This is a genomic window from Cupriavidus sp. GW823-FHT07A04 (assembly GCF_058794615.1).
In genome coordinates this window covers 43,762-69,733 of the sequence record NZ_JBXAHA010000009.1, presented here as the reverse complement: position 1 = coordinate 69,733, position 25,972 = coordinate 43,762, and the positions used below count along the sequence as shown (strand labels likewise).

Sequence of the window (25,972 nt, the reverse complement as noted above, 5' to 3'; positions counted from 1 at the left end):
GCCGGCTTGCCCGGTTCCGGCGCCATGGCTGCGGACACGGGGCAAGCTCCGGCGGGAATGTACAATCTCGCCATGGCTAAACAAAAACTCCTGATCGGCTTTCACGCCGTCACCGCGCGCCTGCGCCAGGACGCCGCTGGCGTCACCGATGTCTACGTAGAATCCGCGCGGCGTGACCGCCGCATGCAGGACTTCATCCGCCTTGCCGAAAGCCTCAAAGTGCGCCTGCATCCGGTGGATGCCGAGCGCCTGCGCGGCATGGCCGGCACCGACCGCCACCAAGGCGTGGTCGCCCGCGCCGAAGATGTGGCGCTGGCCCTCAATCTTGATGAACTGCTCGACGGCATCGAGGGCACGCCCTTGCTGCTGGTGCTCGACGGCGTCACCGATCCGCACAACCTGGGCGCTTGCCTGCGCGTGGCCGATGGCGCTGGCGCGCACGCTGTGATCGCTCCGAAGGACCGCAGCGTGGGTTTGAACACCACGGTGGCCAAGGTGGCCAGCGGTGCGGCGGAAACCGTCCCCTACATCACTGTCACCAACCTGGCACGCACGCTGCGCGAGTTGCAGGAACGCGGCATCTGGGTGATCGGTACGGACGACGGCACGGAAAAGACGCTCTATGACGTCGATTTCAAGGGGCCGGTTGCCCTGGTGATGGGCGCCGAAGGCGAGGGCATGCGCCGCCTCACCCGCGAAACCTGTGACGAGCTCGTGAGCATCCCGATGGCCGGCGGCGTGGAAAGCCTGAACGTTTCCGTGGCCAGCGGCGTGTGCCTGTATGAGGCGGTGCGCCAGCGCCGCCTGAAGCGCTGAGCGCTGGGGCGGCATCCATGACGGCGTACATCGACGCGCAGGCGCTCGCGGCATCGCGCCGCCTGATCGGCGAAGCCACCAATATCATGGTGCTCACCGGCGCGGGCGTATCCGCCGAGTCCGGCGTGCCCACGTTCCGCGATGCCATGACCGGCTTGTGGTCGCGCTTCAATCCCGAGGAGCTGGCCCAGGAAGACGCCTACCGGCGACAGCCCGCGCTGGTCTGGGAGTGGTACCTGCACCGGCGCGAGCTGGTGGCGGCCACCGATCCCAACCCAGCGCATATCGCCCTGGTGGCGCTCGCCGCGCAGAAGGCCGTGACCCTGGTCACGCAAAACGTGGATGGCCTGCATCAGCGCGCCGGCAGCCGCGAGGTGATCGAGCTGCACGGCAACCTGTTCGCCAACAAGTGGCTTGACGGCTGCGGCCGTTGCGACCCGGCGACCGCCGTGCCGGGCATGCCGCCGCGCTGCTCCCTTTGCAATGCCATGATGCGCCCCGGCGTGGTGTGGTTCGGCGAGGAACTGCCGCGCGTGGCCCGCTATCGCGCCGAGCACGCGGCCGAGCAGTGCGATCTGTGCATCGTGGTGGGCACCTCCGGGCTGGTCTATCCGGCAGCCGGCTTGCCCGGCGCTGCCAAGGACCATGGCGCGCATGTCATCGTGGTCAATCCCGAGCCTTCGGCGCTGGACCAGACCGCCGATCTGGTGCTGCGCGGACCGGCCGGGGTGGTCTTGCCTTTGCTGTGGGACGGTGTGAGCGCGACACCAGCTTGAACCGGCTCGCCGCCTGGATTCCCGGGCGGCTTCTGTTTTCTCCCTCTCAATTCCCCCCTCTCAAGCCGTAATCAACGCCTCCAGCTTGACCGCATCCGCCGCAAATGCGCGGATCCCCTCTGCCAGCTTTTCCGTCGCCATCGCGTCTTCATTGAGCTGCCAGCGGAAAGCCGCCTCGCCGCACTCGATGCGGGCGATATTGCCGGCCTGCGCTTGGTCGACCGACAGCTTGCGCTCCACGGTGCCTTCGCTGGCGGCCAGCTTCTCCAGCAGGTCCGGGCTGATGGTGAGCAGATCGCAGCCGGCCAGCGCCAGGATCTGCTCGGTGCTGCGGAAGCTGGCACCCATCACTTCGGTGGGGTGGCCGAACTTCTTGTAGTAGTCGTAGATCTGGCGCACGGAACGCACGCCGGGATCGTTGTCGGCCGCGTTGGCGGCAGTGTCCCATTTGTCGCCGGCTTGCTTCTTGTGCCAGTCCAGGATGCGGCCAACGAAGGGCGAGATCAGTTGCGCACCGGCCTCGGCGCAGGCAACGGCCTGGGCCAGCGAGAACAGCAGCGTCATGTTGCAGTTGATGCCTTCTCGCTGCAGCACTTCAGCTGCGCGGATACCTTCCCAGGTGGAGGCGATCTTGATCAGCACGCGCTCGCGGGCCACGCCGCGCTGCTCATACAGCGAGATCAGGTGGCGGGCCTTGGCCAGTGTGGCTTCAGTGTTGAAGGACAGGCGGGCGTCGACCTCGGTTGACACACGGCCCGGCACGATGGCCAGGATCTCGCAGCCAAAGGCGATCAGCAGGGCGTCCATCACGGCGTCGGTGCCTTCATTGCCGCGCACGGCCTTTTCCAGCAGGGGACGGTACTCGGCCTTCTGGACGGCCTTCAGAATCAGGGAAGGATTGGTGGTGGCGTCCTGCGGCGTGTACTGCTTCATCACCTGGAAATCGCCGGTGTCCGCCACCACGGTGGTGAACTGCTTGAGCTGATCGAGCTGGTTCATGGTCAGTGAGTTGCTTTTAAGGGTTGGTGATGGCGCAGGACCAAAACGGCAGGCCCCGGGCGCCGCGCTGATGCATGCCTCGGGTCATTGTACCGTCGGCTCGCGCCTACGCCGGGGATGTCACGGCATTCCGGTACACTATGCGGTTTCCCCCAAAGCAGATGGGCTGTTGTCATGACACAGGATGAACTCAAGGCGCTGGTGGCGCAAGCCGCGGCCGACTATGTCAAAGAGGTAGTGCCGGCGGGCGCGGTGCTGGGCGTGGGCACGGGCTCCACGGCCAACCTCTTTATCGATGCGGTGGCGGCGTTCAAGGAACGCTTTTCCGGCGCGGTCTCCAGCTCGGAGGCGTCCACGCGCCGCCTGCAGCAGCACGGCTTCCAGGTCTTGGACCTGAATGAGGTCGACGAGATCCCCGTGTATGTCGACGGCGCGGACGAGATCGATGCCAGCGGCGCCATGATCAAGGGCGGCGGCGGCGCGCTGACGCGCGAGAAGATCGTGGCCTCGGTGGCCAAGCGCTTTGTCTGCATCGCCGACGGCAGCAAGCTGGTGGATGTGATGGGCGCGTTTCCCCTGCCGGTGGAAGTGATTCCGATGGCACGCGCCGCGGTCGCACGCCAACTGGCCGCATTTGGCGGCCAGCCGCGCCTGCGCATGACCAAGGAAGGCGGTATCTTCAAGACCGACAACGGCAATGTGATCCTGGATGTGGCAGGCCTGAAGATCAACAATCCGAAGTCGATGGAAGAAGCCATCAATCACATGCCGGGCGTGGTCACGGTGGGGCTGTTTGCCCTGCGCGGCGCGGACGTACTGTTGCTGGGCACGCCAGAGGGCGTGAAGCGCAGCGATTATTGAGTCTGCCGGTCCCGTTGGAGGATCGTTACATGAAAAAGGGTGCCGTAACAGGCACCCTTTTTGTTTTCCACCGCGCGGCGCCAAGCCGCGCTCAGCCAGATCAGGCAGCCGGCGGCGGCACGTAGCCCTGTGCCTGGTCCGCGCCTTCGCCGAAGAAGTACTTCTCGGTCTGCTTGAGCAGGTACTGGCGAGCGCGGGTGTCGGCCATGTTCAGGCGGTTTTCGTTGATCAGCATGGTCTGGTGCTTGAGCCAGCCGGCCCAGGCTTCCTTCGACACGCTTTGCCAGATCTTCTTGCCAAGTTCGCCCGGCAGCGGCGGCAGGTCTAGCCCTTCGGCTTCTTTGTTGAGCTTGACGCATTGAACCATGCGGGCCATGGGAACTCCTTGTTGTCGTGTGATGTAGCCGGCGCGGCGAGGGGCCGACCGTTGCGGTGCCGCTATTGTAACGAAGCGGGGGCCGGCCTTCAGGCTACCCCCACCGCCGTCACAGTTTCTTCATCAGCACCATCGACTTGCGCTGCCAGTTGTAGAGCTTGCGCTTGTCTTCCGGCAGGTCGTCCACGGTGGCGTGGACAAAGCCGCGCTTGAGGAACCAGTGCTCCGTGCGGGTAGTGAGCACGAACAGGCGGTCAAGGCCGAGGCTGCGGGCGCGGCGCTCGATGCGCTTGAGCAGGCGCTCGCCGTCGCCGGTGCCCTGGGCTTCGGATGACACAGTCAGGCAGGCCATCTCGGCCATGCCTTCGCGCGGGTAGGGGTAGAGCGCGGCGCAGCCAAACAGCACGCCATCGTGCTCGATCACCGAGAAGTTGGCGATGTCGCGCTCGATCAGGTGGCGCCCGCGTGGCACCAGCGTGCCGTCCTGCTCCAGCGGGGCGATCAGCTGCAGGATGCCGCCGACGTCGTCCAGCGTGGCTTCGCGCAGGCTTTCCAGGTCGGTGTCGGAGATCATGGTGCCGACGCCGTCGTGCAGGAACAGCTCCAGCAGCACCGAGCCGTCCAGCTGGAAGGGGATCAGGTGGGCGCGCGGCACGCCGCCCTTGAGCGCCTTGACCAGGTGTTCCAGGTAGTAGGAGACATCGGGCGGCAGGTGGTTGTTCTGCAGCCGCTCGATGGCGGTGCGCAGCGACATTTCCGGCATCAGCTTGCCAACGGGGTCCTGCACGCCTGGCACTTCGGTGATGAATACCAGCTTGTCGGCCTTCAGGGCGATGGCGGTAGCGCTGGCCACGTCTTCCATCGACAGGTTGAAGGCCTGGCCTGTGGGCGAGAAGCCAAGCGGCGAGAGCAGCACGATCTTGCCGTGCGACAGCGACATGCGAACCGACTCGCCGTCGATCTTGCGCACCAGCCCGGTGTGCTGGTAATCCACGCCGTCGACGATGCCGAGCGGGCGGGCGGTGACGAAGTTGCCGGAGATCACCGACAGCTGGGCGCCAGCCATGGGCGTGTTAGGCAAGCCTTGGCTGAAGGCGGCCTCGATATCCAGGCGCAGTTCGCCGGCGGCTTCCTTGGCGCACTCCAGCGCCGCGTTGTCGGTCACGCGCACGCCGTCGGCGAATTGCGACTCGACATGGCGCAGAGCCAGCTGCTCTTCCACCTGCGGGCGCGAGCCGTGCACCAGCACGATCTGCATGCCCATGGCGTGCAGCAGGGCCACGTCATTGACCAGGGCGTTAAGGATGTTGGCCTTGACCAGCTCACCGCCGAAGGCGATCACGAAGGTCTTGCCGCGGAAGGCGTGGATATAGGGCGCAACCGCTCGCAGCCAGTCGACGAACTGCTGGTGGTCGGGGGCGCCACGCTCGACGGGGTCGGCGCCGGTAGCGTGCGCGGGCAGCGTGGAAGGGGCGGTGACGGGCAGGGGCTCGTCCATTTCGGACGGCGCGGGCGCGTCGGCTGGCGTGTCGGTTCTTGCATTCATGCCGCGGATTATAATCCCGGCCAATGTCAGCACAACGCCCCGCCAAACCTTTGTCGCCGGATCGGAAAACCGATGCCGGCCGCCCCGCGCCCAAGGCCGCCCCCTCGCCAGCCCAGCCTGCTGTCCAGCCTGTCGCCAGGCCGGCGCGCGCGCCGGCCGTGTCCACCACGCCGGCGGCCGGCCCGCCGGCCGAACGCCAACCTCGGCAGCCGGGCCAGGCCCGGCAAGCCAGGCCGCAGCCGGCAAACGGCACGCCCCGGCCTCCCCGGCCGCCTCGCCCGGAGCGCACCGAACGCACCGAACGCCCGCCCCGCGAGGCACGCCGCCCGGTGCGCCAGGCCAACCTGCTCCCGCCCATCACCTTCCCCGAGGCGCTGCCGGTATCCGGCCGCCGCGAGGAGATCGCACAGGCGCTGCTGGCCAACCAGGTGGTGATCGTCTCCGGCGAGACCGGCTCCGGCAAAACCACCCAGTTGCCCAAGATCTGCCTGTCGATCGGGCGCGGCCCGGGTGCCGACGGCACCGGCGGCCTGATCGGCCACACGCAGCCACGCCGGATTGCCGCCACCTCCACGGCCAAGCGCATCGCGCAGGAGATCGGCACGCCGCTCGGCGAGCACGTGGGCTACCAGGTGCGTTTCAACGACACCATGTCGGCGGGCGCGTCGGTCAAGCTGATGACCGACGGCATCTTGCTGGCCGAGACGCAGAACGATCCGTTGCTGCGCGCCTACGACACCATCATCATCGACGAGGCGCACGAACGCAGCCTCAATATCGATTTCCTGATCGGCTACCTGAAGGAGATCCTGCCAAAGCGGCCAGACCTCAAGCTGGTCATCACCTCGGCCACCATCGACGCCAATCGCTTTGCCGAGCACTTTGCGCAGGGCGGCAAGCCCGCGCCGGTGATCGAGGTCAGCGGGCGCCTGTATCCGGTGGAGATCCGCTACCGGCCGATCGAGAAGGACAAGCCGGCGCCCGGCGAGGGCGCGCCCAAGTCCGCGCAATCGAAAGATCGCGACCTGTTCGACGGCATCGTCGAGGCGGTGGACGAACTGTGCCGCCTCGGCCCGGGCGATGTGCTGGTGTTCCTGCCCGGCGAGCGCGAAATTCGCGAGGCTGCCGAGGCGCTGCGCAAGCACCATCCGCCGCATACCGAGATCCTGCCGCTGTTCGCGCGCTTGTCGGTGCAGGAGCAGGAACGGGTGTTCCGGCCTTCCAACGCGCGGCGCATCGTGCTGGCCACCAACGTGGCAGAAACCTCGCTGACCGTGCCGGGCATCCGCTATGTGGTGGATACCGGGATGGCGCGGGTCAAGCGCTATTCCTACCGCAACAAGGTCGAGCAGTTGCAGATCGAGGCGATCTCGCAGGCCGCCGCCAACCAGCGTGCCGGGCGTTGCGGCCGGGTGGCCGACGGCGTGTGTATCCGGTTGTACGAGGAGGCCGATTTCGTCAGCCGGGCGCGCTTTACCGATCCGGAGATCCTGCGCTCGTCGCTGGCCGCGGTGATCTTGCGCATGAAGGCGCTGAAGCTGACGGCGATCGAGGAATTCCCCTTTATCGAGCCGCCGCTGGGCCGCGCCATTGCCGACGGCTACCAGCTGTTGCAGGAGCTGGGCGCGGTGGAAAGCGTGGGCGACGACGCCAACGCGCTGACCCAGGTCGGCCGCCAGCTGGCCCGCCTGCCGCTGGACCCCCGCGTGGCCCGCATGACGCTGGCCGCGCGCGAGCACCATTGCCTGCGCGAGGTGCTGATCATCGCCAGCGCGCTGTCGGTGCAGGATCCGCGCGATCGTCCGCAGGAGGCGCAGGAAGCCGCCGACCAGGCCCACCGCAAGTTCATGGACGAACGCTCCGAGTTCCTGGGCTGGGTCAAGATGTGGAAGTGGTTCGAGGACGCGGTGGCGCACAAGAAGACCAACCGCCAGCTGCAGGACCAGTGCCGCGCCAGTTTCCTGTCGCATGTGCGCCTGCGCGAATGGCGCGACGTGCATTCGCAGCTGCTGACTACCGTCACCGAGCAGGGCTGGAAGCTCAACGAGAGCGAGCCCACCTATGAGCAGGTGCATAAGGCGCTGCTCACGGGGTTGCTCGGCAACGTAGGTTGCAAGATTGAAGACGCCGACGGCCGCGGGCGCGAGTACCTGGGCGCGCGCGGCATCAAGTTCCACCTGTGGCCCGGCTCGCTGATCGCGCGCAAGGTCGGCCGCTGGATCATCGGCGCCGAGCTGATCGAAACCAGCAGGCTGTTTGCGCGCACGCTGGCCAAGATCGAGCCGGAATGGCTGGAGCAGGTCGGCCGCCATTTGCTCCGCGTCAGCTGGAGCGATCCGCATTGGGAGAAGAAATCCGGCCAGGTGATGGCAATGGAGCGCGCCACGCTGTATGGGCTGGTGGTCTACCAGCACCGGCGCGTGCACTACGGGCCGATGAACCCGGCCGAGGCGCGCGAGCTGTTTATCCGCCGCGGGCTGGTGGAAGGCGAGTTCGATACCAAGCTGCCGTTCTTCGCCCATAACCAGCGCTTGACGCGCGAGATCGAAAACCTGGAGCACAAGGCGCGCCGCCAGGACGTTCTGGTCGACGATGAGCTGATCTTCGCGTTCTACGATCGCCTGATCCCCGCCGAGATTCACCAACAGGCCACCTTCGAGCAGTGGTACCAGGCCGAGAGCGCGCGCGAGCGCAAGCTGCTTTACCTGAACCGCGAGGAGCTGATGCGCCACGAGGCGGCCGGCATCACCACGGACCTGTTCCCCAAGCTGATGCCGGTGGCGGGTGTGGATATGTCGCTGACGTACCACTTCGAGCCCGGCAGCCATCGCGATGGCGTGACGCTGACGGTGCCGCTGTATGCGCTCAACCAGGTGCGCCAGGAGCGTGCGGACTGGCTGGTGCCGGGCATGGTCAAGGAGAAGGTGCACCTGCTGCTCAAGTCGCTGCCGCAGAAGCTGCGCCGCCATTGCGTGCCGCTGCCGGATTACGCGGCGGGCTTCGTCGATCGCAATGCCTTTGGCGAGGGCGAGTTGCTGGATGTGCTGATTGCCGACATCCGCGAGCAGACTGGCACCATGGTCAAGCGCGCCGACTTCAAGCTGGAAACCTTGCCCGCCCACCACGCCATGAACTTCAAGGTGGTGGACGAGCACGGCCGGCAACTGGACATGGGCCGCAACCTGGCGCAGTTGCGCGCCGAGTTTGGCGGGCAGGCGCAGCAGTCGTTCCAGAACATCGCCGCGCGCGATGTGCCGGCGGCCGAGGCGGGGCAATACGAAAACCTGACCAGCTGGTCCTTCGGCGAACTGCCCGAGCTGCTGGAGGTCCGCAAGGGCAACCAGACGCTGTACGGCTATCCTGCGCTGGTCGACCACGCCACGCATTGCGACGTGGAGGTGTTCGACGATCCGCAGGAAGCTGCGCGCATCCATCAAGCCGGGCTACGCCGCCTGTTTGCGTTGCAGTTGCGCGAGCAGGTGAAGTTCCTGGAGAAGAACATCCCCGGCATGCAGCAGATGGCGATGCAGTACATGACGCTGGGCACGCAGGAAATGTTGCGCGACCAGATCGTGATGCTGGCGCTGGAGCGGGCCTGCCTGCAGGCGCCGCTGCCGCGCAACGAGGCTGAGTTCGCCGCCCGCAAGGAAGAAGGGCGCTCGCGCCTGAGCCTGCTGGCGCAGGAGATTGCCCGGCTGGTAGGGGCAGTGCTGGCCGAGTACGCGACGCTGCCGCGCAAGCTGATCCAGGCCAAGCCGTTCGCCGCGGCGCACGCCGACATGCAGGCGCAGCTGACGCGGCTGATGGGCAAGCACTTTGTGGCCGATACGCCTTACCTGCAACTGGTGCATTTCCCGCGCTACCTGAAGGGCATCGCCATGCGCATCGACAAGATCAAGGGCGATCCCGCGCGCGACACCCAGCGGTTGCAGGAAATCACGCCGCTGCTGCAGCAATGGCAGCGGGCCGAGACGCAGTTGCGGCAGCAGGGGCGGGGCGTGGAAGACGCGCGCCTGGACGAGTTCCGCTGGATGCTGGAAGAACTCCGTGTGGCGCTGTTCGCGCAGGAGTTGCGCACGCCTGTGCCGATGTCGGTCAAGCGTCTGCAAAAGGTGTGGGAAGCGATGCAGCGCTGAAACCAGGGTTGCCGGCCTTTCGCGCGAACGCTAGCCCGCGCGGAGATTGTGACCAAATGTTAGTTTGTTGCGCTACGTCATCGGATCACAGTCCGAAAACGTTAGAATGGTCGATTAAGTCATTGTTTAACAGTCTTATGCTCGCATTGCGTCGTGTAGTTTCCGGGTTTGCCGCCATCGGCACCCTGGCCCTGGGGATGGTAGCGGCGCCGGCGTTGGCGGAAGTGGTGGTGGTGCTCAATTCGGGTGATGCTACCGTCACCTTGATCGACAAGGACACCCAGAAGGTGCTGGAGACGTTCCCGGTCGGGAAGGAGCCGCACCACTTGATCGCCACGCCCGACGACAAATCGCTGATCGTTGCCAATGCGGTCGGCAACGACCTCGTGTTCCTCGACCCGGTTACCGGCAAGGTCCAGCAGCGCGTGGCCAATATCGACGATCCCTACCAGATCGGCTTCTCGCCCGACCAGAAGTGGTTCCTGACCACGGGCAACCGCCTTGATCGCGTCGACGTGTATCGCTGGGACGGCAAGGCGCTCAAGATCGCCAAGCAACTGCCACTGGCCAAGACGCCGAGCCATATCGCCTTTACCGCCGACAGCCGTGTTGCCTTCGTCACGCTGCAGGACTCCAACGAAGTGGTCGCCATCGACCTGCCCACGCAGACCGTGATGTGGCGCATGAACGCCGGTTCGGCGCCGGCGGGCGTGTGGGTTACGCCGGACCAGAAATACCTGCTGGTGGGCATGACCGGTGCCGACTATGTCGCCGTGATCGACTGGCATACCCGCACCGTGGTCAAGCAGATCCAGACCGGCAAGGGCGCGCACAATTTCCGCGCGGTGGGCGACAAGCGCCATCTGTTCTTGTCCAACCGGGTCTCCGGCACCATCAGCATCATCGACCAGCAGACCCTGACCAAGGTTGGCGACATCACCGGCCTGCCGGCTGGCCCCGATGACATGGAGCTGACCGCCGACGGCAAGACCTTGTGGGTGAGCTTCCGCTGGGCGCGTTCGGTGGGCCTGATCGACGTGGCCAGCCGCAAGCTGGTCAAGACCATCCGCGTGGGCCGCTCGCCGCACGGCATTTATTTCCGTACCCGCGCACCGCTTTATTGAGAGAGGGCGCCCGTCCGGGAACGCCATGGCGGGCGCGGCATCGAACTAGTATGGCCGCCGCCACTCCAATGCAGTCACAGGAAATCAGGACAGGCATCATGAGCAAGCATTCGCAGCCCCGGTTGCCCCGCGCTTTGGTCCGCGCGGTGGCTGCCGGGCTTGCAGCCACCGGACTGGCGCTGGCCGCCGGGCCGGCCAGTTCGGCGGGCCCGGTGCCTGCCGGCGCGCCCCAGGCCTGCCGCGCCGGCACGCTCTACCTGACCTTCGACACCGGCAGCATGAGCCAGGCGGCGCTGATCGCCGATACGCTGCGCCGGCACCATATCAAGGCCACGTTCTTCCTCGCCAACGAACCCACCATCAACAAGGACAGCTCGCTCGACCCGGGCTGGGCGGCGTACTGGAAGACGCTGGCCGCCGATGGCCATGTTTTTGGCAGCCACACGTTCGATCATGTCTACCTGCGCGGCGTACGCGACGGCAAGGTCACCATGCGGCCGCAGTTCGGCGCGCATGCGGGGCAGGACGTGGTGATGGACCAGCAAAGCTTTTGCAGCGAGCTGAACCGCAGCGCGCAGGCGCTGAAGCACCTCAGCGGCGCGACCATGTCGCCGCTGTGGCGGGCGCCGGGCGGCCATACCGCGCCGCAGACGCTGCAATGGGCCGAGCAATGCGGGTTCAAGCACGTGGCCTGGGCGCCAGCCGGCTTCCTGGGTGACGAGCTTTCGTCCGAGCGTTTCCCGAACAAGGCGCTGCTGGAGCGCGCATTGAGCGGCCTGCGCGATGGCGACATCGCCATGGCGCACCTCGGGATCTGGTCGCGCAAGGACCCCTGGGCGCCCGGCGTGCTCGAGCCGCTGATCAGCGGCCTGGAGCGCAAGGGTTTCTGCTTTGCCACGTTGCGCGAGCATCCCGCCTATCGCGACTGGCAGCGCGGGCAGTCCGCCACGGTGGCCGGACAACCAGCCGGGAGCCGCTGATGCTCGACCTGCTCAACGGCTGGATCGGCCAGATTGAAGCCACGCTGTTCCAGGACGTGATCCTGCCGGTGGTCTACCAGCTTGGGCTGGGCGGCTATGCCGAGGACGCCTTCACCGGCACCGAATGGCTGCTGGTCGGGCTGGTGCAGATCGTGGTGATGGTGCTGATCCTCGGGCCGCTGGAAAAGCTGCGCCCGGTCGAAGCCGTGACCGACCGCGCCGCCATTCGCACCGACATCCTCTACACCGTCGTGCATCGCCTCGGCCTGTTCCGGCTGGCCATGTTCTTCCTGCTCGGTCCGCTGATGGACGGTGTGGAAGGGCATCTGCGCCTGCTCGGCTGGCAGCGGGTCAATGTGGAAGACTGGTGGCCGGCGGTGACGTCGATCCCGCTGGTCAGCTTCTTTATCTACCTGCTGCTGTTCGACCTGCTCGACTACTGGTACCACCGCCTCTCGCATACCTACCGCTGGTGGTGGAGCCTGCATTCGCTGCATCACAGCCAGCGCCAGATGACGCTATGGAGCGATAACCGCAACCACCTGCTCGACGACATGCTGCGCGACGTGGTGTTTGCGGTGGCGGCGCTCGCGGTGGGCGTGGAGCCTTCCCAGTACGTGCTGCTGGTGGCGCTGTCGCAACTGCTGCAGAGCCTGCAGCATGCCAACCTGCGCCTGCACTTTGGCACATTGGGCGAGCGGCTGCTGGTCTCACCGCGCTTTCACCGCACCCACCATGCGGTTGGCGTCGGCCACGAAGCCATCGGCCGGCCCACCAAGCTGGGCGGATGCAACTATGGGGTGATCTTTCCGTGGTGGGACATGTTGTTCCGCACCGCCGTGTTCACCGACGCCTACTACCCCACCGGTGTGCGCGACCAGATGCCGCCACCGGCAGGCAAGGGGCGCGACTACGGCGCTGGCTTCCTGTCCCAGCAGTGGTACGGGATCAAGCGCCTGTTGCGGCTCGGCTGAAGCGGCGGGGCGCCTGCCGTGGCAGCCCCGTGAGCGCGTATTTCCTCGCAAGGTGCGCGCCCCGCGCCCTGCCGTCTTGCGCTAGCGGCGCACGCGTCCCCCGCGGCACTTATGACGTGTGCTAGTCTAGTTATCCCCGCCTTTGTGGAACCCCAATTTACTGCATGAACGATATTTTTCGCGCGCTAGGCCGTGCCCTGATCAGCCAGTTGCATCCGCGCATGCTGATGCTTACCGTCATTCCTTTCCTGCTCGCCACCGGGCTGTGGGGTGGCCTGCTGCTGTGGGGGTGGGAGCCGATCATGACGGCCGCGCGCGGCGTGCTCGAGACGTCGGTGCTGACCAGCTGGATCTACGGCGCGCTCGACTGGTTCGGCCTGCAGTCCTTGCGCACGGTGGTGGCGCCGCTGTTCGTGATAGCGCTGATGATCCCGCTGGTGATTGCCTCCATGCTGGTGTTTATCAGCTTGTTCTCGGTGCCAGCCGCGGTGCGGCACCTGGAGCGCAGCTATCCGGACCTGGTGAAGGCCAAGGGTGGCAGCATGGTGGGCAGCGTGTTTCAGGCGCTGGGCAGCACCATGGTGTTCCTGTTGCTGGCGCTGGTGACGCTGCCGCTGTGGCTGATCCCGCCTTTCTTTGCCTTGATCCCACCCTTGCTGTGGGGCTGGCTGACCTATCGCGTGATGACCTACGACGCGCTCGCGCAGCATGCCACGCCAGAGGAGCGCAAGACGCTGATGAAGCGCCATCGCATGGCGTTGCTCTCCATCGGCGTGGCAGTGGGCCTGCTGGGCTCGGCGCCGACGCTGATCTGGGTGGCTTCGGCGGCGCTGATTTTCCTGTTCCCGTTCGTGCTCGCGGGCACGCTGTGGCTGTATGTGCTGATCTTTATTTTCTCGGCACTGTGGTTTGGCCATTTCTGCCTGCGCGCGCTGGAGCAATTGCGCGCCGAGCGCGCTGCCGCGGCAGCCGCGGCGGCGCCGGTGGTGGACGTTATCGACCTGGCGCCGTCCGATGTACGGCGCATTGAACAATCCTGAAGCGAGGGCATCATGGGTTTCGGCCTGATCGTCATTGGTGACGAGATTCTGTCGGGGCGGCGCGAAGACAAGCATATGCGCCGTGCCATCGAACTGCTGGCGGCGCGCGGGCTGGCGCTGGACTGGGCGGAGTACGTGGGCGACGAGCGCGCGCGCATCACCGCCACACTGCGCCGCACGTTCGCGGGCAATGATGTGGTGTTCTGCACCGGCGGCATCGGCGCCACGCCCGATGACCACACCCGGCAGTGCGCCGCGGCCGCGCTCGGCGTGCCGCTGGAACTGCATCCGGACGCCCGCGAGCAGATCGCCTTGCGGATCGCGGAGACCGCGGCGGGCGATCCCGCCAAGGCCGACCTGAACCTGCCGGAGAACCAGCATCGCTTCAAGATGGGCGAATTCCCCGCCGGGGCGCGCATCATCCCGAACAGCTACAACCGCATCCCCGGTTTTTCCGTGGCCGACCATCATTTCATGCCTGGCTTCCCGGTCATGGCGTGGCCGATGATGGAATGGGTGCTGGATACCTACTATTCCCACCTGTTCCATCAGGCGGTGCAAGTGGAGCGGTCGTTCCTGGTGTTCGAGGCGCCGGAATCCACGCTGACGCCGCTGATGGAGCGGGTCGAGGCCGCCTTCGAAGGCGTCCGCGTGTTCAGCCTGCCGTCGGTGGGCGACGCCAAGCGCGGCGAGCTCTATGCGCGCCGCCACATCGACCTGGGTGTAAAGGGATTGGCCGACCTGGTCGAGCCAGCCTATGCCATGCTGCGCGAAGGCGTGCAGGCGATGGGCTTCGAGCTGGTGGAGGTTGCGGCGCGGCGCCCGGGAGATCCGGCAGGGGACTGAGCCGCGGGGCGGGCGTGGCCGGTGCAATGAAAAAACGGGACAGCCATGCTGTCCCGTTTTGCTTTTTCTTGCACGATGCAGGTGATTTACGCGATTTACGCGTTCCCGAGCTTCAGGCGCCGTGCCAGGGCAGGCCGCGGAAGCACCAGCCTTCCACCGTCTTGCGGTGGTGCTGTTCATCGCGAGCGCCTTCGAAGCCTTCCAGCACGTCCATGGCGAACTGATAGCCGGCTTCCGTGGCGACGCGGGCAGCGTGCTTGGAGCGTGCCGCACTGCGGCACAGGAACAGCACGGGCACATCCGCGCGCACGCGAGCCTTGAGCTGCGCGATAAAGGCGGCGTTCTGCGCGCCGCCCGGATAGCTGCTCCATTCCACATGCGCCGATTGGGCTTCCGGCAGGTCCGGCCCGCCGATCCAGTCGAGCTCAGCTTGCGTGCGCACGTCCACCATCACGGCGGTCGGGTCGCCCTGCAGCAGTGCAAAGGCTTCCTGCGGGGAGAGGGCGCCGAAGTACGGCAGTTGGTTTTGCTGCTGGCGCTCACGCGCCGCTTGGAGTAGATCGTCTCGGGTGGTCATCTGGGTGACAAAATCGGTGGGTGAAATGGCATCTGGCAGAGGCTGCGGGATATTCTAGCGCGGCGGGCGTGCTCGCCGGCGGCCTTTGGATGTGAAGGGCAGCTAGCGGCATCGGTTGTGCCGGAGTTGCGCCGGCTTGGTCGCGCGCTGCGGGTACCTTGGTAGCAGGATCTTGCACCGCAAGCAGGCAACGGCATTCGGTTTGCACCAAAATGTTCTAATCTGGTGCGTAGGCACCAAAATTGGGCAATGAGGCGTGCGTATGCACGTTTTTGGTGATTTTCATGGAGGGCGGGGAGAGCCGCTGGCGTTCCCGGAATGAGGCGGAAGCCAAACGGATTTATGCGTATGCCATATGCGGCACCCGAAACGCGCCTGGGCCCCCGTATCGCGCCGTCTGGCTGCACTTTTTTCGGGAACGCAGGGGTAACTAGGGGGTTGCCTTGGCATGCTTTCTGCTAACATTCCTCGTCCCTTTCGTGGCCGATCTTTGTATTGATGCAAACGTCTTTGATGCGTTGCACAGCGGGGATCGACGCAAGAATGGCTTTTCTAGATTCAGCCGAATTTCCAGGAGATAGGCATGGCCCACAGCGTTGCAGATGTGATGAAGCTTGTGAAGGAAAACGACGTCAAGTTCGTCGACTTCCGTTTCACCGATACCAAAGGCAAAGAGCAGCACGTGTCGGTACCCGTGTCGCACTTCGATGAAGACAAGTTTGAAAGCGGCCACGCTTTCGACGGTTCGTCGATCGCCGGCTGGAAGGGTATCGAGGCTTCGGACATGCTGCTGATGCCGGATCCGAATACCGCTAACGTCGATCCGTTTTACGAAGAACCGACCCTGATCCTGACCTGCGACGTGGTTGAGCCGTCGGATGGCAAGGGCTACGACCGCGACCCGCGTTCCATCGCCAAGCGCGCCGAGGCTTACCTGAAGAGCACCGGCTTGGGCGACACCGCCTACTTTGGCCCGGAACCCGAGTTCTTCATCTTCGACGGCGTGACCTGGAACATCGACATGCAGGGTTGCTCCGTCAAGATCAACTCGGAAGAAGCACCGTGGTCGTCGGGCAAGGAATTCGAGCACGGCAACAGCGGCCACCGTCCGGGCAAGAAGGGCGGCTACTTCCCCGTTGCCCCGATCGATACGTTCCAGGACATCCGCTCGGAAATGTGCCTGATTCTGGAATCGCTGGGCATCCCCGTGGAAGTGCACCACCACGAAGTCGCCGGCCAGGGCCAGAACGAAATTGGCACCCGCTTTAGCACGCTGGTGCAGCGCGCCGACTGGACCCAGCTGCAAAAGTACGTGATCCAGAACGTCGCCCACACCTACGGCAAGACCGCCACCTTCATGCCGAAGCCGGTCGTTGGCGACAACGGTTCGGGCATGCACGTGCACCAGTCCGTATGGAAGGATGGCCAGAACCTGTTCGCGGGCAACGGCTACGCCGGCCTGTCGGAGTTCGCGCTGTACTACATCGGCGGCATCATCAAGCACGCTCGCGCGCTGAATGCCCTGACCAACCCGGGCACGAACTCGTACAAGCGTCTGGTGCCGGGCTTCGAAGCACCGGTCAAGCTGGCTTACTCGGCTCGCAACCGTTCGGCATCGATCCGTATTCCGTACGTTGCCAACCCGAAGGGCCGTCGTATCGAGACCCGCTTCCCGGATCCGCTGATGAACCCGTACCTGGGCTTCTCGGCGCTGCTGATGGCTGGCCTGGACGGCGTGCAGAACAAGATCCACCCGGGCGAAGCTGCCGACAAGAACCTGTACGACCTGCCGCCGGAAGAGGATGCAAAGATCCCGACCGTGTGTAACAGCCTCGATCAGGCTCTGGAGTACCTCGACAACGACCGCGAGTTCCTGACGCGCGGCGGCGTCTTCTCCAACTCCATGATCGATGCCTACATCGAGCTGAAGATGGAAGAAGTGACCCGCTTCCGCATGACGACGCACCCGATCGAGTTCGATATGTACTACTCGCTGTAAGGCGAGGCGTTGCCAGGTTGTGACCGGGCAACAGTTGCACCAGGAAGGGGCGGCCTCGGCTGTCCCTTTTTGTTTTGTTCGCCGGTTTGATCGCTAGAATGGGGCTCCTTTCCCACCATCCCTGCTGATGTCAATGGACGCGCTCGAATTCCCGCTTTCCTCGCTTCGACCGATGCACCGGTTCAGTGCCTCCATGCACGTATCGGCGGCTGCCTGCGCCATGCTGGCGCTTGTGCTGGTGTGCTGGAGCCGGCCGGCCCCGGCGCAGTCGGATATCTATGTCTGCGCTGGCCCCAACGGCGTGCCTGAATACCGCAACGGCAACGGGGGCAAGGGCTGCAAGCGGCTCAGCCTGCCGGAAGTCACGACGGTGCCGGGCGGGCGCGTGAGCGCCCCTTCGGCGGGCAAGGGCGCCGGGCCCGCGATGGCGCCCACCGCGTTTCCGCGCGTGGACAGCGCGACCCAGAAAAGCCGCGATGGCGAGCGCCGCGCGGTGCTTGAGCAGGAGCTGCAAAGCGAGGAGGCCAAGCTGGCCGCGCTGCGCGCCGAGTTCAACAACGGCCAGCCCGAGCGCCAGGGCAATGAACGTAACTACCAGAAGTACCTCGACCGCACCGCCACGCTGCGCGACGACATCGCGCGTGGCGAGGCCAATGCCGCTTCGCTGCGGCGCGAACTCTCCAATTTGAAGGACTAGCACTATGCGTCGCCTGATTCGCAGCGTCTCGCGCAAGGTGGCTTCGGCCGGGGCTGGCACGCCGGCCGAGGGTGGAGCCATGGTGCTGCCATTGGGCGATGTGTCCTACCACCAGGGGCTGGACGTGGTCGCCAACCCCGTGTTGCTGGTGCGCCAGCCCGGCCTGCGCATCGTCTACGCCAATCCCGCCGCCGAGGCCAGCTTCGCGGTGTCGCGCAAAGCCATGGTGGAGTTGTCGCTGGCAGACCTGTTCGGCGCTTCGGAAGAGCTTGGCAGCATGATCGAGACCGTGATTTCACGGCAGTTCGATGCGCGCAGGCAGGATGTGGTACTGCATCCGCCCCTGCAGGAGCCGATGCACGCGCACGTGGTGATCGGCGCGCTGGATGCCACGGCCGACACGGTCCTGGTGGAAGTGCTGCCCAACGAGCAAAAGGTCCGCAGCGACCGCGAGGAGCGCATCCTCGACCTGACCTCGGCCAACAAGGAGCTCATCCGCAATCTGGCGCATGAGATCAAGAACCCGCTGGGCGGCATCCGCGGCGCGGCGCAATTGCTCGAGTTCGAGTTGCCTGACCGTTCGCTGCGGGAGTACACCCAGGTCATCATCAAGGAGTCGGACCGCCTGCAGACGCTGGTGGACCGCCTGCTGGAGCCGCACCGCCATCCGCACATCGTGTCCGACCTCAACATCCACGAGGTGCTGGAGCGCGTGCGCTCGGTGGTGCTGGCCGAATTCCCCTCCGGGCTGGATATCGTGCGCGACTACGACGCGAGCCTGCCCGACCTGCGCGGCGACATGGAGCAGTTGATCCAGGCCGTGCTCAACATCGTCCACAACGCGGCCCAGGCACTCGCGGAGCGCGTGGCGCGGGGCGATGCGCAGATCATCCTGCGGACCCGGGTGGCCCGCCAGGTAACCATAGCGAAGCGATTGTTCAAGCTGGCATTGGACTTGCATGTCATTGATAACGGTCCGGGCATCCCCGAGGATATCCGCGAACGCATCTTCTACCCGCTGGTGTCGGGCAGGGATGGCGGTAGCGGCCTCGGTCTCACACTCGCTCAAACCTTCGTGCAGCAGCACGAGGGCTTGATCGAATGCGAGAGCCGGCCGGGCTGTACCGACTTCCGTATCCTGCTGCCCCTGCATTGATCGCATCGGCGACAGCAATTGGAACTGCCCCAATGATTGCTGCCGACCGGCTTGCCGGCGGTGTGCGGCCAGGTTCACGGAAGACCAAATGACACCGAGCAGACAAGCGACGCACATGAAGCCGATCTGGATAGTCGACGACGATCAATCAATCCGCTGGGTTCTTGAGAAGGCCCTCGCCCGCGAAAGCCTGCTCTCACGCAGCTTCACCAACGTGCGCGACGTACTGGCCGCACTGGAAGACGACGAGCCACAGGTCCTGATCTCCGATATCCGCATGCCGGGTGGCTCGGGCCTGGACCTGCTGCAAGCGCTCAAGGCACGCCATCCGGGGCTGCCCGTCATCGTGATGACGGCATACTCCGACCTGGATAGCGCGGTAGCGGCCTTCCAGGGCGGCGCCTTCGAGTACCTGGCCAAGCCCTTCGATGTGGATAAGGCGGTCGAGCTGATTCGCCGCGCGCTGCAGGAAAGCCTGCGCGAGGAGGAGCTCGAAGACCGCCTGGTCGACGCGCCCGAAATCCTCGGCCAGGCGCCGGCCATGCAGGACGTGTTCCGCGCCATCGGCCGCCTGTCGCAATCGAACGTGACAGTGCTGATCACCGGCGAGTCCGGTACCGGCAAGGAACTGGTGGCGCAAGCGCTGCACAAGCACAGCCCGCGCGCCAACGGGCCCTTTATCGCCCTCAATACCGCGGCCATTCCGAAGGACTTGCTGGAGTCGGAGCTGTTCGGCCATGAGCGCGGCGCCTTTACCGGCGCGCAGACCATGCGCCGCGGCCGCTTCGAGCAGGCCGAGGGCGGCACGCTGTTCCTCGACGAAATCGGCGACATGCCGTTCGACTTGCAAACGCGCCTGCTGCGTGTGCTGTCGGATGGCAACTTCTACCGCGTGGGTGGCCACAATCCGCTGCGCGCTAACGTGCGCGTGATTGCCGCCACCCACCAGAACCTGGAAACGCGCGTCAAGGAAGGGCTGTTCCGCGAGGACTTGTTCCACCGCCTCAACGTGATCCGCCTGCGCTTGCCGCCGCTGCGCGAACGGCCGGAAGACATCACGCTGCTGGCGCGTCATTTCCTGCAAAAGAGTGCCAAGGAACTGGGCGTGGAGCCCAAGCGCATGTCGGACGAGGCCCTGGCCTATGTCAGCACACTGCCGTTCCCTGGCAACGTGCGTCAGCTGGAGAACCTGTGCAACTGGCTGACCGTGATGGCGCCCGCGCAGACCATCGAGGTCAAGGACATGCCAGCCGAGATGATCGGCACCGGCACGGCGCCGGGCGGCGGTGCCGGCGCGGCGCGCCAGGCGGAGTTCCGGGCAGAGGGCAGGGCGGACGATGCCGACGGCCATGACGCCGTCGACTACGGCGCTGCGCCTTCCACCCTGGGTGGGGAGCCAGACGCCGCGCTGGCTTACGCCGGCCGCTCGGCCGCGGCCAGCGCGCTGGCCGGCTGGGAGCACCTGCTGGCGGGGGAGGCCCGCGCCATGCTGGAGTCCGGCCAGCCGGAAGTCATGGATGCGCTGACGCGGCGTTTCGAGAAGGCAGTGCTGGAGGCTGCGCTGGGCGTTACCCGCGGGCGCCGCGTCGAGGCGGCCACGCGCCTGGGCATCGGCCGCAATACCATCACGCGCAAGCTGCAGGAGCTGGGCTTCGATTGAATCGGGTCATGGCCGTCGTTGCAGCGCATAAAAAAACAGCCGGGCTTGCCCGGCTGTTTTTTTATTGTCGGCGCGCTCTTGGCAGGTCAGCCGCGCGCGGCCAGCAGAAGTTCGGCCATTTCCGCAAAGCCCTCGCCGCAGGCCGCCTCGGTGATATAGGCCGGCTTGGCTGGCAGCTGAGGCAGGATGTCGCGGATGTTGGCCACCCCGACCGACAGCGGGAAATGAGCAAACATGCTGGCGTCGTTCGCTGAGTCGCCGATAAACAGCCATTCCTCCCGTTCGGCATCCAGGTCGGCGCCCAGTAATTCCGCGGCGCACAAACGGCTCATGCTGAGCTTGTCGTGATCACCGAACCAGCCATTGACGTGAATGGACGAGACCGTGGCGGTCATGCCCGCTTCGCGCATCAGCCCGGCAATGCGCTCGACCGCGGCGGGCGGCAGGGGCGCGACGTCCTCGGCGTGGTCGACGGCCAGGTCGGCGGCGTGCCAGGCCTGGTCCGAGGCCAGCGCGCAGCCTGGCACCTCTTGCACGATGCGTTTGCCAAGCGCGTGGATGCGCGCCAGGTTGTCGGCTCGGGTGGCGGCGTCGTCCAGGTAACGGGTCACCAGCTTGCCCGCGCGCAGGTGGGAGTAGAACGCACCGTTTTCGCCGATGATGGCGTCCACCGGCCATAACCGCGTCAGGATCTCGGCCCAGGCGATGCAGCGTCCCGTGACCGGGATCACGTGCAGCCCGGCTGCCTTGAGGCGGTCGAGCGCCAGGTAGGTGGCCGCCGGCAGCCTGCCGTCGGTGGTGATGGTGCCGTCGATATCGGTCAGTACGCCGCGAATCCGGCGCAACGCCGGGGCGGGAAGGCTTTGTATGGCTTGCATAGCGCGAGATTCTACCCTGTCAAGCTGCCGATAAATCGTTGTCATATTATTGTAATTTAGTAGAAATGCCCGGTTTTCCAATCCAACAAGGCGGGGTAACATCCGCCTGTCACAAAAACTGCATACAGTCGGACGATTTTTGTCCAATGCCGCAAGATAGAACAGGAGAGATTTCCATGACCGTAAAACGTACCGCGTTGACCCTGGCCGCTTTTGCCATGCTGGCCGGCGCAGGATCGGCCAATGCCGCCGTCGAGATCCAGTGGTGGCATTCGATGGAAGGTGCGCTCAACGAGAAGGTGAACGCGATCGCCACGCAGTTCAATGCCAGCCAGTCCGACTACAAGATCGTACCGATCTACAAGGGCCAGTACGACGAGTCGCTGGCCGCGGGCATCGCTGCCTTCCGCTCGGGCAACGCGCCGGCGATCCTGCAGGTATTCGAGGTGGGCACGGCTACCATGATGAGCGCCAAGGGTGCCATCAAGCCGGTGGCGACGGTCATGAAGGACGCTGGCGAGAAGTTCGACGCCAAGATGTACATCCCGGCGGTGGCTGGCTACTACACCTCGAACAAGGGTGAGATGCTGTCGTTCCCGTTCAATAGCTCCACCACGGTGATGTACTACAACAAGGACGCCTTCAAGAAGGCCGGGCTGGATCCGAACAAGCCGCCCGTGACCTGGCAAGAGGTGGCCACCGATTCCGCCAAGCTCAAGGCTGCCGGCATCTCTTGCGGTTACACCACCGACTGGCAGTCGTGGGTGCAGCTGGAAAGCTTCTCGGCCTGGCACAACGTCTTGTTCGCCACCGAGAACAATGGCTTCGGTGGCACGGGCGCGCGCCTGGTGTTCAATTCGCCGCTGCACGTCAAGCATATTGCCAACCTGCTCGACATGCAGCAGAAGGGCTACTTTGTCTATGGCGGCCGCAAGGACGAGCCGAAGGCGAAGTTTATTGCCGGCCAGTGCGCGATGCTGACCGGTTCCTCGGCGGCGCTGGCGAATATCCGCAAGAACGCCAAGTTCGATTTCACCGTGGCGCAGCTGCCGTACGAGCAAGGCGTGCCGGGCGCTCCGCAAAACACCATCATCGGCGGGGCTTCGTTGTGGGTGATGGGCGGCAAGAAGGCCGAGGAATACAAGGGCGTAGCCAAGTTCTTCACCTATCTGTCACGCCCCGAGGTGCAGGCCGACTGGCACCAGTCGACCGGCTACCTGCCGGTGACGACGGCAGCCTACGAACTCACCAAGAAATCGGGCTTCTATGAGAAGAACCCCGGCGCGGACGTGGCGGTCAAGCAGATGATTGTCAAGACCACCGACAAGTCGCGAGGCATCCGCCTGGGCAACTTCCCACAGATCCGTACGGTGATCGACGAAGAGCTCGAAGCGGTGTGGACCGGCAAGAAGCAACCTAAGGAAGCACTGGATTCGGCGGTTGCGCGCGGCAATGAATTGCTGGAGCGTTTCCAGAAGACGGTCCGCGAATAAGCGCTGCGGCTTCTTGAGTGTTTGGGAGGCGGAGGCTGTGCCTCCGTCTTTGGTTTGTGCGGCAGCCTCGCCGCACTGGCTATGACTGATGACGCGCCGCGCATAGCGGTGGCTTGGATGCGTGATGGAAAAACGGGTCGTATTCCGATCTTCATGGTTGCCTTATCTGCTGGTGCTTCCGCAGATGGCGGTGACGCTGATCTTCTTTTTTTGGCCGGCCGGGCAGGCGCTGTACCAGTCTGTGCTGCGGCAGGATGCCTTCGGTATTGATCTCCAGTTCGTCGGCCTGGAGAACTTCCGCGATCTGTTCAGTGATGCGCAGTACCTGAACTCGTTTCGCGTCACGGGGGTGTTCGCCGTCGGGGTGACGCTGGTCGGGCTGACGGTCTCGCTGATGCTTGCCTACTTCGCCGATCGCGTGGTGCGGGGCGCCAGTGGCTACAAGATGCTGCTGATCTGGCCGTATGCCGTGGCGCCGGCGGTGGCGGGCGTGCTGTGGATGTTCATGTTCAACCCGACGCTGGGCGTGGTGTCCTACGCGCTGCATCGGTTCGGTGTGGACTGGAACTTCCTGCTCAATAGCAACCAGGCCATGCTGCTCGTGGTGCTGATTGCAGCGTGGAAGCAGATCAGCTACAACTTCCTGTTCTTCCTGGCCGGCTTGCAGAGCATCCCTAAATCGCTGATCGAGGCAGCCGCCATCGATGGCGCGGGGCCTTGGCGCCGGTTCTGGTCGATCATATTCCCGTTACTGTCGCCGACCACGTTCTTCCTGATGGTGATCAACGTGGTGTACGCCTTCTTCGACACCTTTGCCATTATCGACGCGGTGACCCATGGCGGCCCCGTCAACGCTACCAATACGCTGGTCTACAAGGTCTACCAGGATGGCTTCCGCGGACTCGATATCGGCGGCTCGGCCGCGCAGTCGGTTGTGCTGATGGGGATCGTGATTGTTCTCACGGTGGTGCAGTTCCGCTACGTGGAACGCAAGGTGCAGTACTGAAGGATTGGCAAAATGGTAGAACGACGACCCTTTCTAGATTTTCTCTCGCACCTGATGCTGGTGCTGGGCGTAGTGGTAGTGGCTTTCCCCGTCTATGTCACGTTTGTTGCCTCGACGCTGACCGCCGAGGAGGTGCTGCAGGCACCGATGACGCTGCTGCCGGGCAGCCATTTTCTGGAGAACTATCGCACCGTGCTGGTAGCCGGCGTGGGCAATGCCGCCTCGCCTGTCTCCACCATGATGTTGAACAGCTTGATCATGGCGCTGGGCATCGCGCTGGGCAAGATCACGATCTCGATCATCTCGGCTTTCGCGGTGGTGTACTTCAAGTTCCCGCTGCGCAAGACCTTCTTCTGGATGATCTTCATCACGCTGATGCTGCCGGTGGAAGTGCGGATCCTGCCGACCTACAAGGTGGTGTCCGATCTCGGCATGCTGGACAGCTACTTCGGCCTGACCATCCCGATCATCGCCTCGGCAACCGCGACCTTCCTGTTCCGCCAGTTCTTCCTGACCATTCCGGATGAGCTGGCCGAGGCCGCGCGCATCGACGGCGCGGGGCCGCTGCGCTTCTTCAAGGACGTGGTGCTGCCGCTGTCCAAGACCAGCATCGCGGCGCTCTTTGTGATCCAGTTCATCTACGGCTGGAACCAGTACCTGTGGCCGCTCCTGATCACCACGCAGAAGTCGATGACGCCGGTGGTGGTGGGGGTCACGCAGATGATCTCCCGCTCCGGGGATGCCGCGACCGACTGGAACCTGGTGATGGCCACCGTGATGCTGGCCATGGTGCCGCCCGCGATCGTGGTGGTGCTGATGCAGAAGTGGTTCGTCAAGGGCCTGGTCGAAACCGAAAAATAAGCGGGCGGGGCGGGGCGCTCATAGGATGACGCGCCCGCCACGCTTGCCCAGCGAGAAAGAATAGCAATGGCAAAACTGTCGCTTCGCAACGTACAGAAGACTTACGCCGGCAACGTCAAGGTTGTGCACGGCATCGATATGGAAATCAACGACGGCGAGTTCATCGTCATCGTCGGCCCCTCGGGTTGCGGCAAATCCACGCTGCTGCGCATGGTGGCCGGGCTGGAGGCCATCAGCGGTGGCGAGGTGCATATTGGCGACAAGGTCGTCAATCACCTCGAGCCCGCCGAGCGGGACATCGCCATGGTGTTCCAGAACTACGCGCTCTACCCGCATATGAGCGTGTACGACAACATGGCCTACGGGCTGAAGATCCGCGGCATGGACAAGAGCGAGATCGAGCAGCGCGTCAAGCACGCCGCCGGCATCCTGGAGCTGGCGCCGCTGCTCGAGCGCAAGCCGCGCGCGCTGTCGGGCGGCCAGCGCCAGCGTGTGGCCATGGGCCGCGCGATCGTGCGTGAGCCTGCCGTGTTCCTGTTCGACGAGCCGCTGTCCAACCTCGACGCCAAGCTGCGCGTGCAGATGCGCCTGGAGTTGAAGGAGTTGCACCGCCGCCTGCGCACCACCAGCATGTATGTGACCCACGATCAGGTCGAAGCCATGACGCTGGCGGACCGCATGATGGTGCTCAATGGCGGGCGCGTGGAGCAGATCGGCACGCCGCTGGAAGTCTATGCACGCCCGGCCAGTACCTTCGTGGCCAGCTTTATCGGCTCGCCGCCGATGAATCTGGTTCCGGTGGCGCGGACCAATGGCGGGCAGGGCGAAGCGCAGATGCGCGTGGAGCGGAAGCCGGGTGCCCAAGGCGCACCCGCCACCCTCGGCCACCTGCCAATGGGCCTGCACCTGCCCGAGCGCGCGCTGCTCGGCCTGCGTCCGGAGCATATCGAGCCGTGTGCGGCGCATGAGGCGATCGCCGAGATCGAGGTCCGCCTGGTCGAGGCGCTTGGCGCCGACTCCTATGCGTATGGCACACTGGGCGGCCAGCCGGTAGTGGTGCGGCTGGACAGCAATATGCCTGTGCGCAGCGGCGATCGCCTGCCGATCACGGCCACGGCCGAGCACCTGCATTTCTTCGACGCCGATTCCGGCAAGCGCATCGAGGCCTGAC

22 protein-coding genes are annotated in these 25,972 nt (G+C 65.0%); 17 read left to right on the top strand and 5 right to left on the bottom strand.

Annotated features, from left to right (window positions below):
• Positions 1-72 precede the first annotated feature (72 nt).
• Positions 73-816 (top strand): 23S rRNA (guanosine(2251)-2'-O)-methyltransferase RlmB, encoded by a 744-nt coding sequence (rlmB, locus tag AC1Q7Q_RS16885; RefSeq protein ID WP_043352050.1) that lies wholly within the window; start codon positions 73-75, stop codon positions 814-816.
• 17 nt (positions 817-833) lie between these two features.
• A complete protein-coding gene (locus AC1Q7Q_RS16880; RefSeq protein WP_492372423.1) occupies positions 834-1,592 on the top strand; it encodes an SIR2 family NAD-dependent protein deacylase in 759 nt (252 codons plus the stop codon).
• 60 nt (positions 1,593-1,652) lie between these two features.
• Here AC1Q7Q_RS16880 and tal read toward each other — a convergent pair whose 3' ends face one another.
• Positions 1,653-2,591, bottom strand: coding sequence for a transaldolase (tal, locus tag AC1Q7Q_RS16875; protein ID WP_492372422.1), 939 nt, complete (start codon positions 2,589-2,591; stop codon positions 1,653-1,655).
• 174 nt (positions 2,592-2,765) lie between these two features.
• Between tal and rpiA the strand changes: the two genes are divergently transcribed.
• Positions 2,766-3,452, top strand: coding sequence for a ribose-5-phosphate isomerase RpiA (gene rpiA / locus AC1Q7Q_RS16870; protein ID WP_492372421.1), 687 nt, complete (start codon positions 2,766-2,768; stop codon positions 3,450-3,452).
• Positions 3,453-3,552: 100 nt separating this feature from the next.
• Here rpiA and AC1Q7Q_RS16865 read toward each other — a convergent pair whose 3' ends face one another.
• Entirely contained in the window at positions 3,553-3,828 is a 276-nt protein-coding gene (locus tag AC1Q7Q_RS16865) for an oxidative damage protection protein (protein ID WP_006157784.1), read from the bottom strand.
• Between the two features lie 109 nt (positions 3,829-3,937).
• Complete coding sequence (gene argA, locus AC1Q7Q_RS16860) at positions 3,938-5,374, bottom strand: amino-acid N-acetyltransferase (protein ID WP_492372420.1); 1,437 nt, start codon at positions 5,372-5,374, stop codon at positions 3,938-3,940.
• 23 nt (positions 5,375-5,397) lie between these two features.
• On the opposite strand from argA, the gene hrpA reads away from it, so the two are divergent.
• The 6 genes from hrpA to AC1Q7Q_RS16830 all read left to right on the top strand — a co-directional run bounded on the left by hrpA (position 5,398) and on the right by AC1Q7Q_RS16830 (position 14,474).
• Entirely contained in the window at positions 5,398-9,510 is a 4,113-nt protein-coding gene (gene hrpA / locus AC1Q7Q_RS16855; RefSeq protein ID WP_492372419.1) for an ATP-dependent RNA helicase HrpA, read from the top strand.
• A gap of 197 nt (positions 9,511-9,707) precedes the next feature.
• Positions 9,708-10,634: a YVTN family beta-propeller repeat protein gene (locus tag AC1Q7Q_RS16850; RefSeq protein ID WP_492372450.1), complete on the top strand. Its 927-nt coding sequence runs from the start codon at positions 9,708-9,710 to the stop codon at positions 10,632-10,634.
• Positions 10,635-10,732: 98 nt separating this feature from the next.
• Complete coding sequence (locus tag AC1Q7Q_RS16845; protein ID WP_492372418.1) at positions 10,733-11,614, top strand: polysaccharide deacetylase family protein; 882 nt, start codon at positions 10,733-10,735, stop codon at positions 11,612-11,614.
• Positions 11,614-12,588, top strand: a complete 975-nt coding sequence (locus tag AC1Q7Q_RS16840) for a sterol desaturase family protein (protein ID WP_492372417.1) — start codon at positions 11,614-11,616, stop codon at positions 12,586-12,588. The genes AC1Q7Q_RS16845 and AC1Q7Q_RS16840 overlap by 1 nt, the downstream gene beginning before the upstream one ends.
• A 164-nt stretch (positions 12,589-12,752) precedes the next feature.
• Entirely contained in the window at positions 12,753-13,628 is an 876-nt protein-coding gene (locus tag AC1Q7Q_RS16835) for an EI24 domain-containing protein (RefSeq protein ID WP_006157789.1), read from the top strand.
• 12 nt (positions 13,629-13,640) lie between these two features.
• A complete protein-coding gene (locus AC1Q7Q_RS16830; protein WP_492372416.1) occupies positions 13,641-14,474 on the top strand; it encodes a competence/damage-inducible protein A in 834 nt (277 codons plus the stop codon).
• A 112-nt stretch (positions 14,475-14,586) separates the two neighbouring features.
• Here AC1Q7Q_RS16830 and AC1Q7Q_RS16825 read toward each other — a convergent pair whose 3' ends face one another.
• Positions 14,587-15,051, bottom strand: coding sequence for a rhodanese-like domain-containing protein (locus AC1Q7Q_RS16825; RefSeq protein ID WP_441640956.1), 465 nt, complete (start codon positions 15,049-15,051; stop codon positions 14,587-14,589).
• A gap of 583 nt (positions 15,052-15,634) precedes the next feature.
• On the opposite strand from AC1Q7Q_RS16825, the gene AC1Q7Q_RS16820 reads away from it, so the two are divergent.
• The 4 genes from AC1Q7Q_RS16820 to ntrC all read left to right on the top strand — a co-directional run bounded on the left by AC1Q7Q_RS16820 (position 15,635) and on the right by ntrC (position 20,563).
• On the top strand, positions 15,635-17,050 hold the full coding sequence (locus AC1Q7Q_RS16820; protein ID WP_459371289.1) for a 3-hydroxylaminophenol mutase: 1,416 nt from the start codon (positions 15,635-15,637) through the stop codon (positions 17,048-17,050).
• A 133-nt stretch (positions 17,051-17,183) separates the two neighbouring features.
• Positions 17,184-17,747 carry a DUF4124 domain-containing protein gene (locus AC1Q7Q_RS16815; RefSeq protein WP_416049048.1) on the top strand — a complete coding sequence of 188 codons (564 nt, stop codon included), beginning with the start codon at positions 17,184-17,186 and terminating at the stop codon, positions 17,745-17,747.
• Between the two features lie 4 nt (positions 17,748-17,751).
• Positions 17,752-18,903: a nitrogen regulation protein NR(II) gene (glnL, locus tag AC1Q7Q_RS16810; protein ID WP_253927479.1), complete on the top strand. Its 1,152-nt coding sequence runs from the start codon at positions 17,752-17,754 to the stop codon at positions 18,901-18,903.
• Between the two features lie 115 nt (positions 18,904-19,018).
• Positions 19,019-20,563 carry a nitrogen regulation protein NR(I) gene (gene ntrC, locus AC1Q7Q_RS16805; protein WP_492372415.1) on the top strand — a complete coding sequence of 515 codons (1,545 nt, stop codon included), beginning with the start codon at positions 19,019-19,021 and terminating at the stop codon, positions 20,561-20,563.
• A gap of 86 nt (positions 20,564-20,649) precedes the next feature.
• On the opposite strand, the gene AC1Q7Q_RS16800 is transcribed toward ntrC, so the two are convergent.
• A complete protein-coding gene (locus AC1Q7Q_RS16800) occupies positions 20,650-21,441 on the bottom strand; it encodes an HAD-IIB family hydrolase (RefSeq protein WP_492372414.1) in 792 nt (263 codons plus the stop codon).
• Between the two features lie 176 nt (positions 21,442-21,617).
• Here AC1Q7Q_RS16800 and ugpB point away from each other — a divergent pair, with 176 nt between their 5' ends.
• The 4 genes from ugpB (at position 21,618) to AC1Q7Q_RS16780 (ending at position 25,971) form a co-directional block, all read left to right on the top strand.
• A complete protein-coding gene (ugpB, locus tag AC1Q7Q_RS16795; RefSeq protein WP_174423279.1) occupies positions 21,618-22,934 on the top strand; it encodes a sn-glycerol-3-phosphate ABC transporter substrate-binding protein UgpB in 1,317 nt (438 codons plus the stop codon).
• Positions 22,935-23,058: 124 nt separating this feature from the next.
• Entirely contained in the window at positions 23,059-23,940 is an 882-nt protein-coding gene (gene ugpA / locus AC1Q7Q_RS16790; protein WP_174423278.1) for a sn-glycerol-3-phosphate ABC transporter permease UgpA, read from the top strand.
• Between the two features lie 12 nt (positions 23,941-23,952).
• Positions 23,953-24,801, top strand: coding sequence for a sn-glycerol-3-phosphate ABC transporter permease UgpE (gene ugpE, locus AC1Q7Q_RS16785; protein ID WP_492372413.1), 849 nt, complete (start codon positions 23,953-23,955; stop codon positions 24,799-24,801).
• Between the two features lie 66 nt (positions 24,802-24,867).
• The gene (locus AC1Q7Q_RS16780; protein WP_492372412.1) at positions 24,868-25,971 is read left to right on the top strand and encodes a sn-glycerol-3-phosphate import ATP-binding protein UgpC; all 1,104 of its coding nucleotides are present in this window, start codon (positions 24,868-24,870) and stop codon (positions 25,969-25,971) included.
• Position 25,972: the final 1 nt, after the last annotated feature.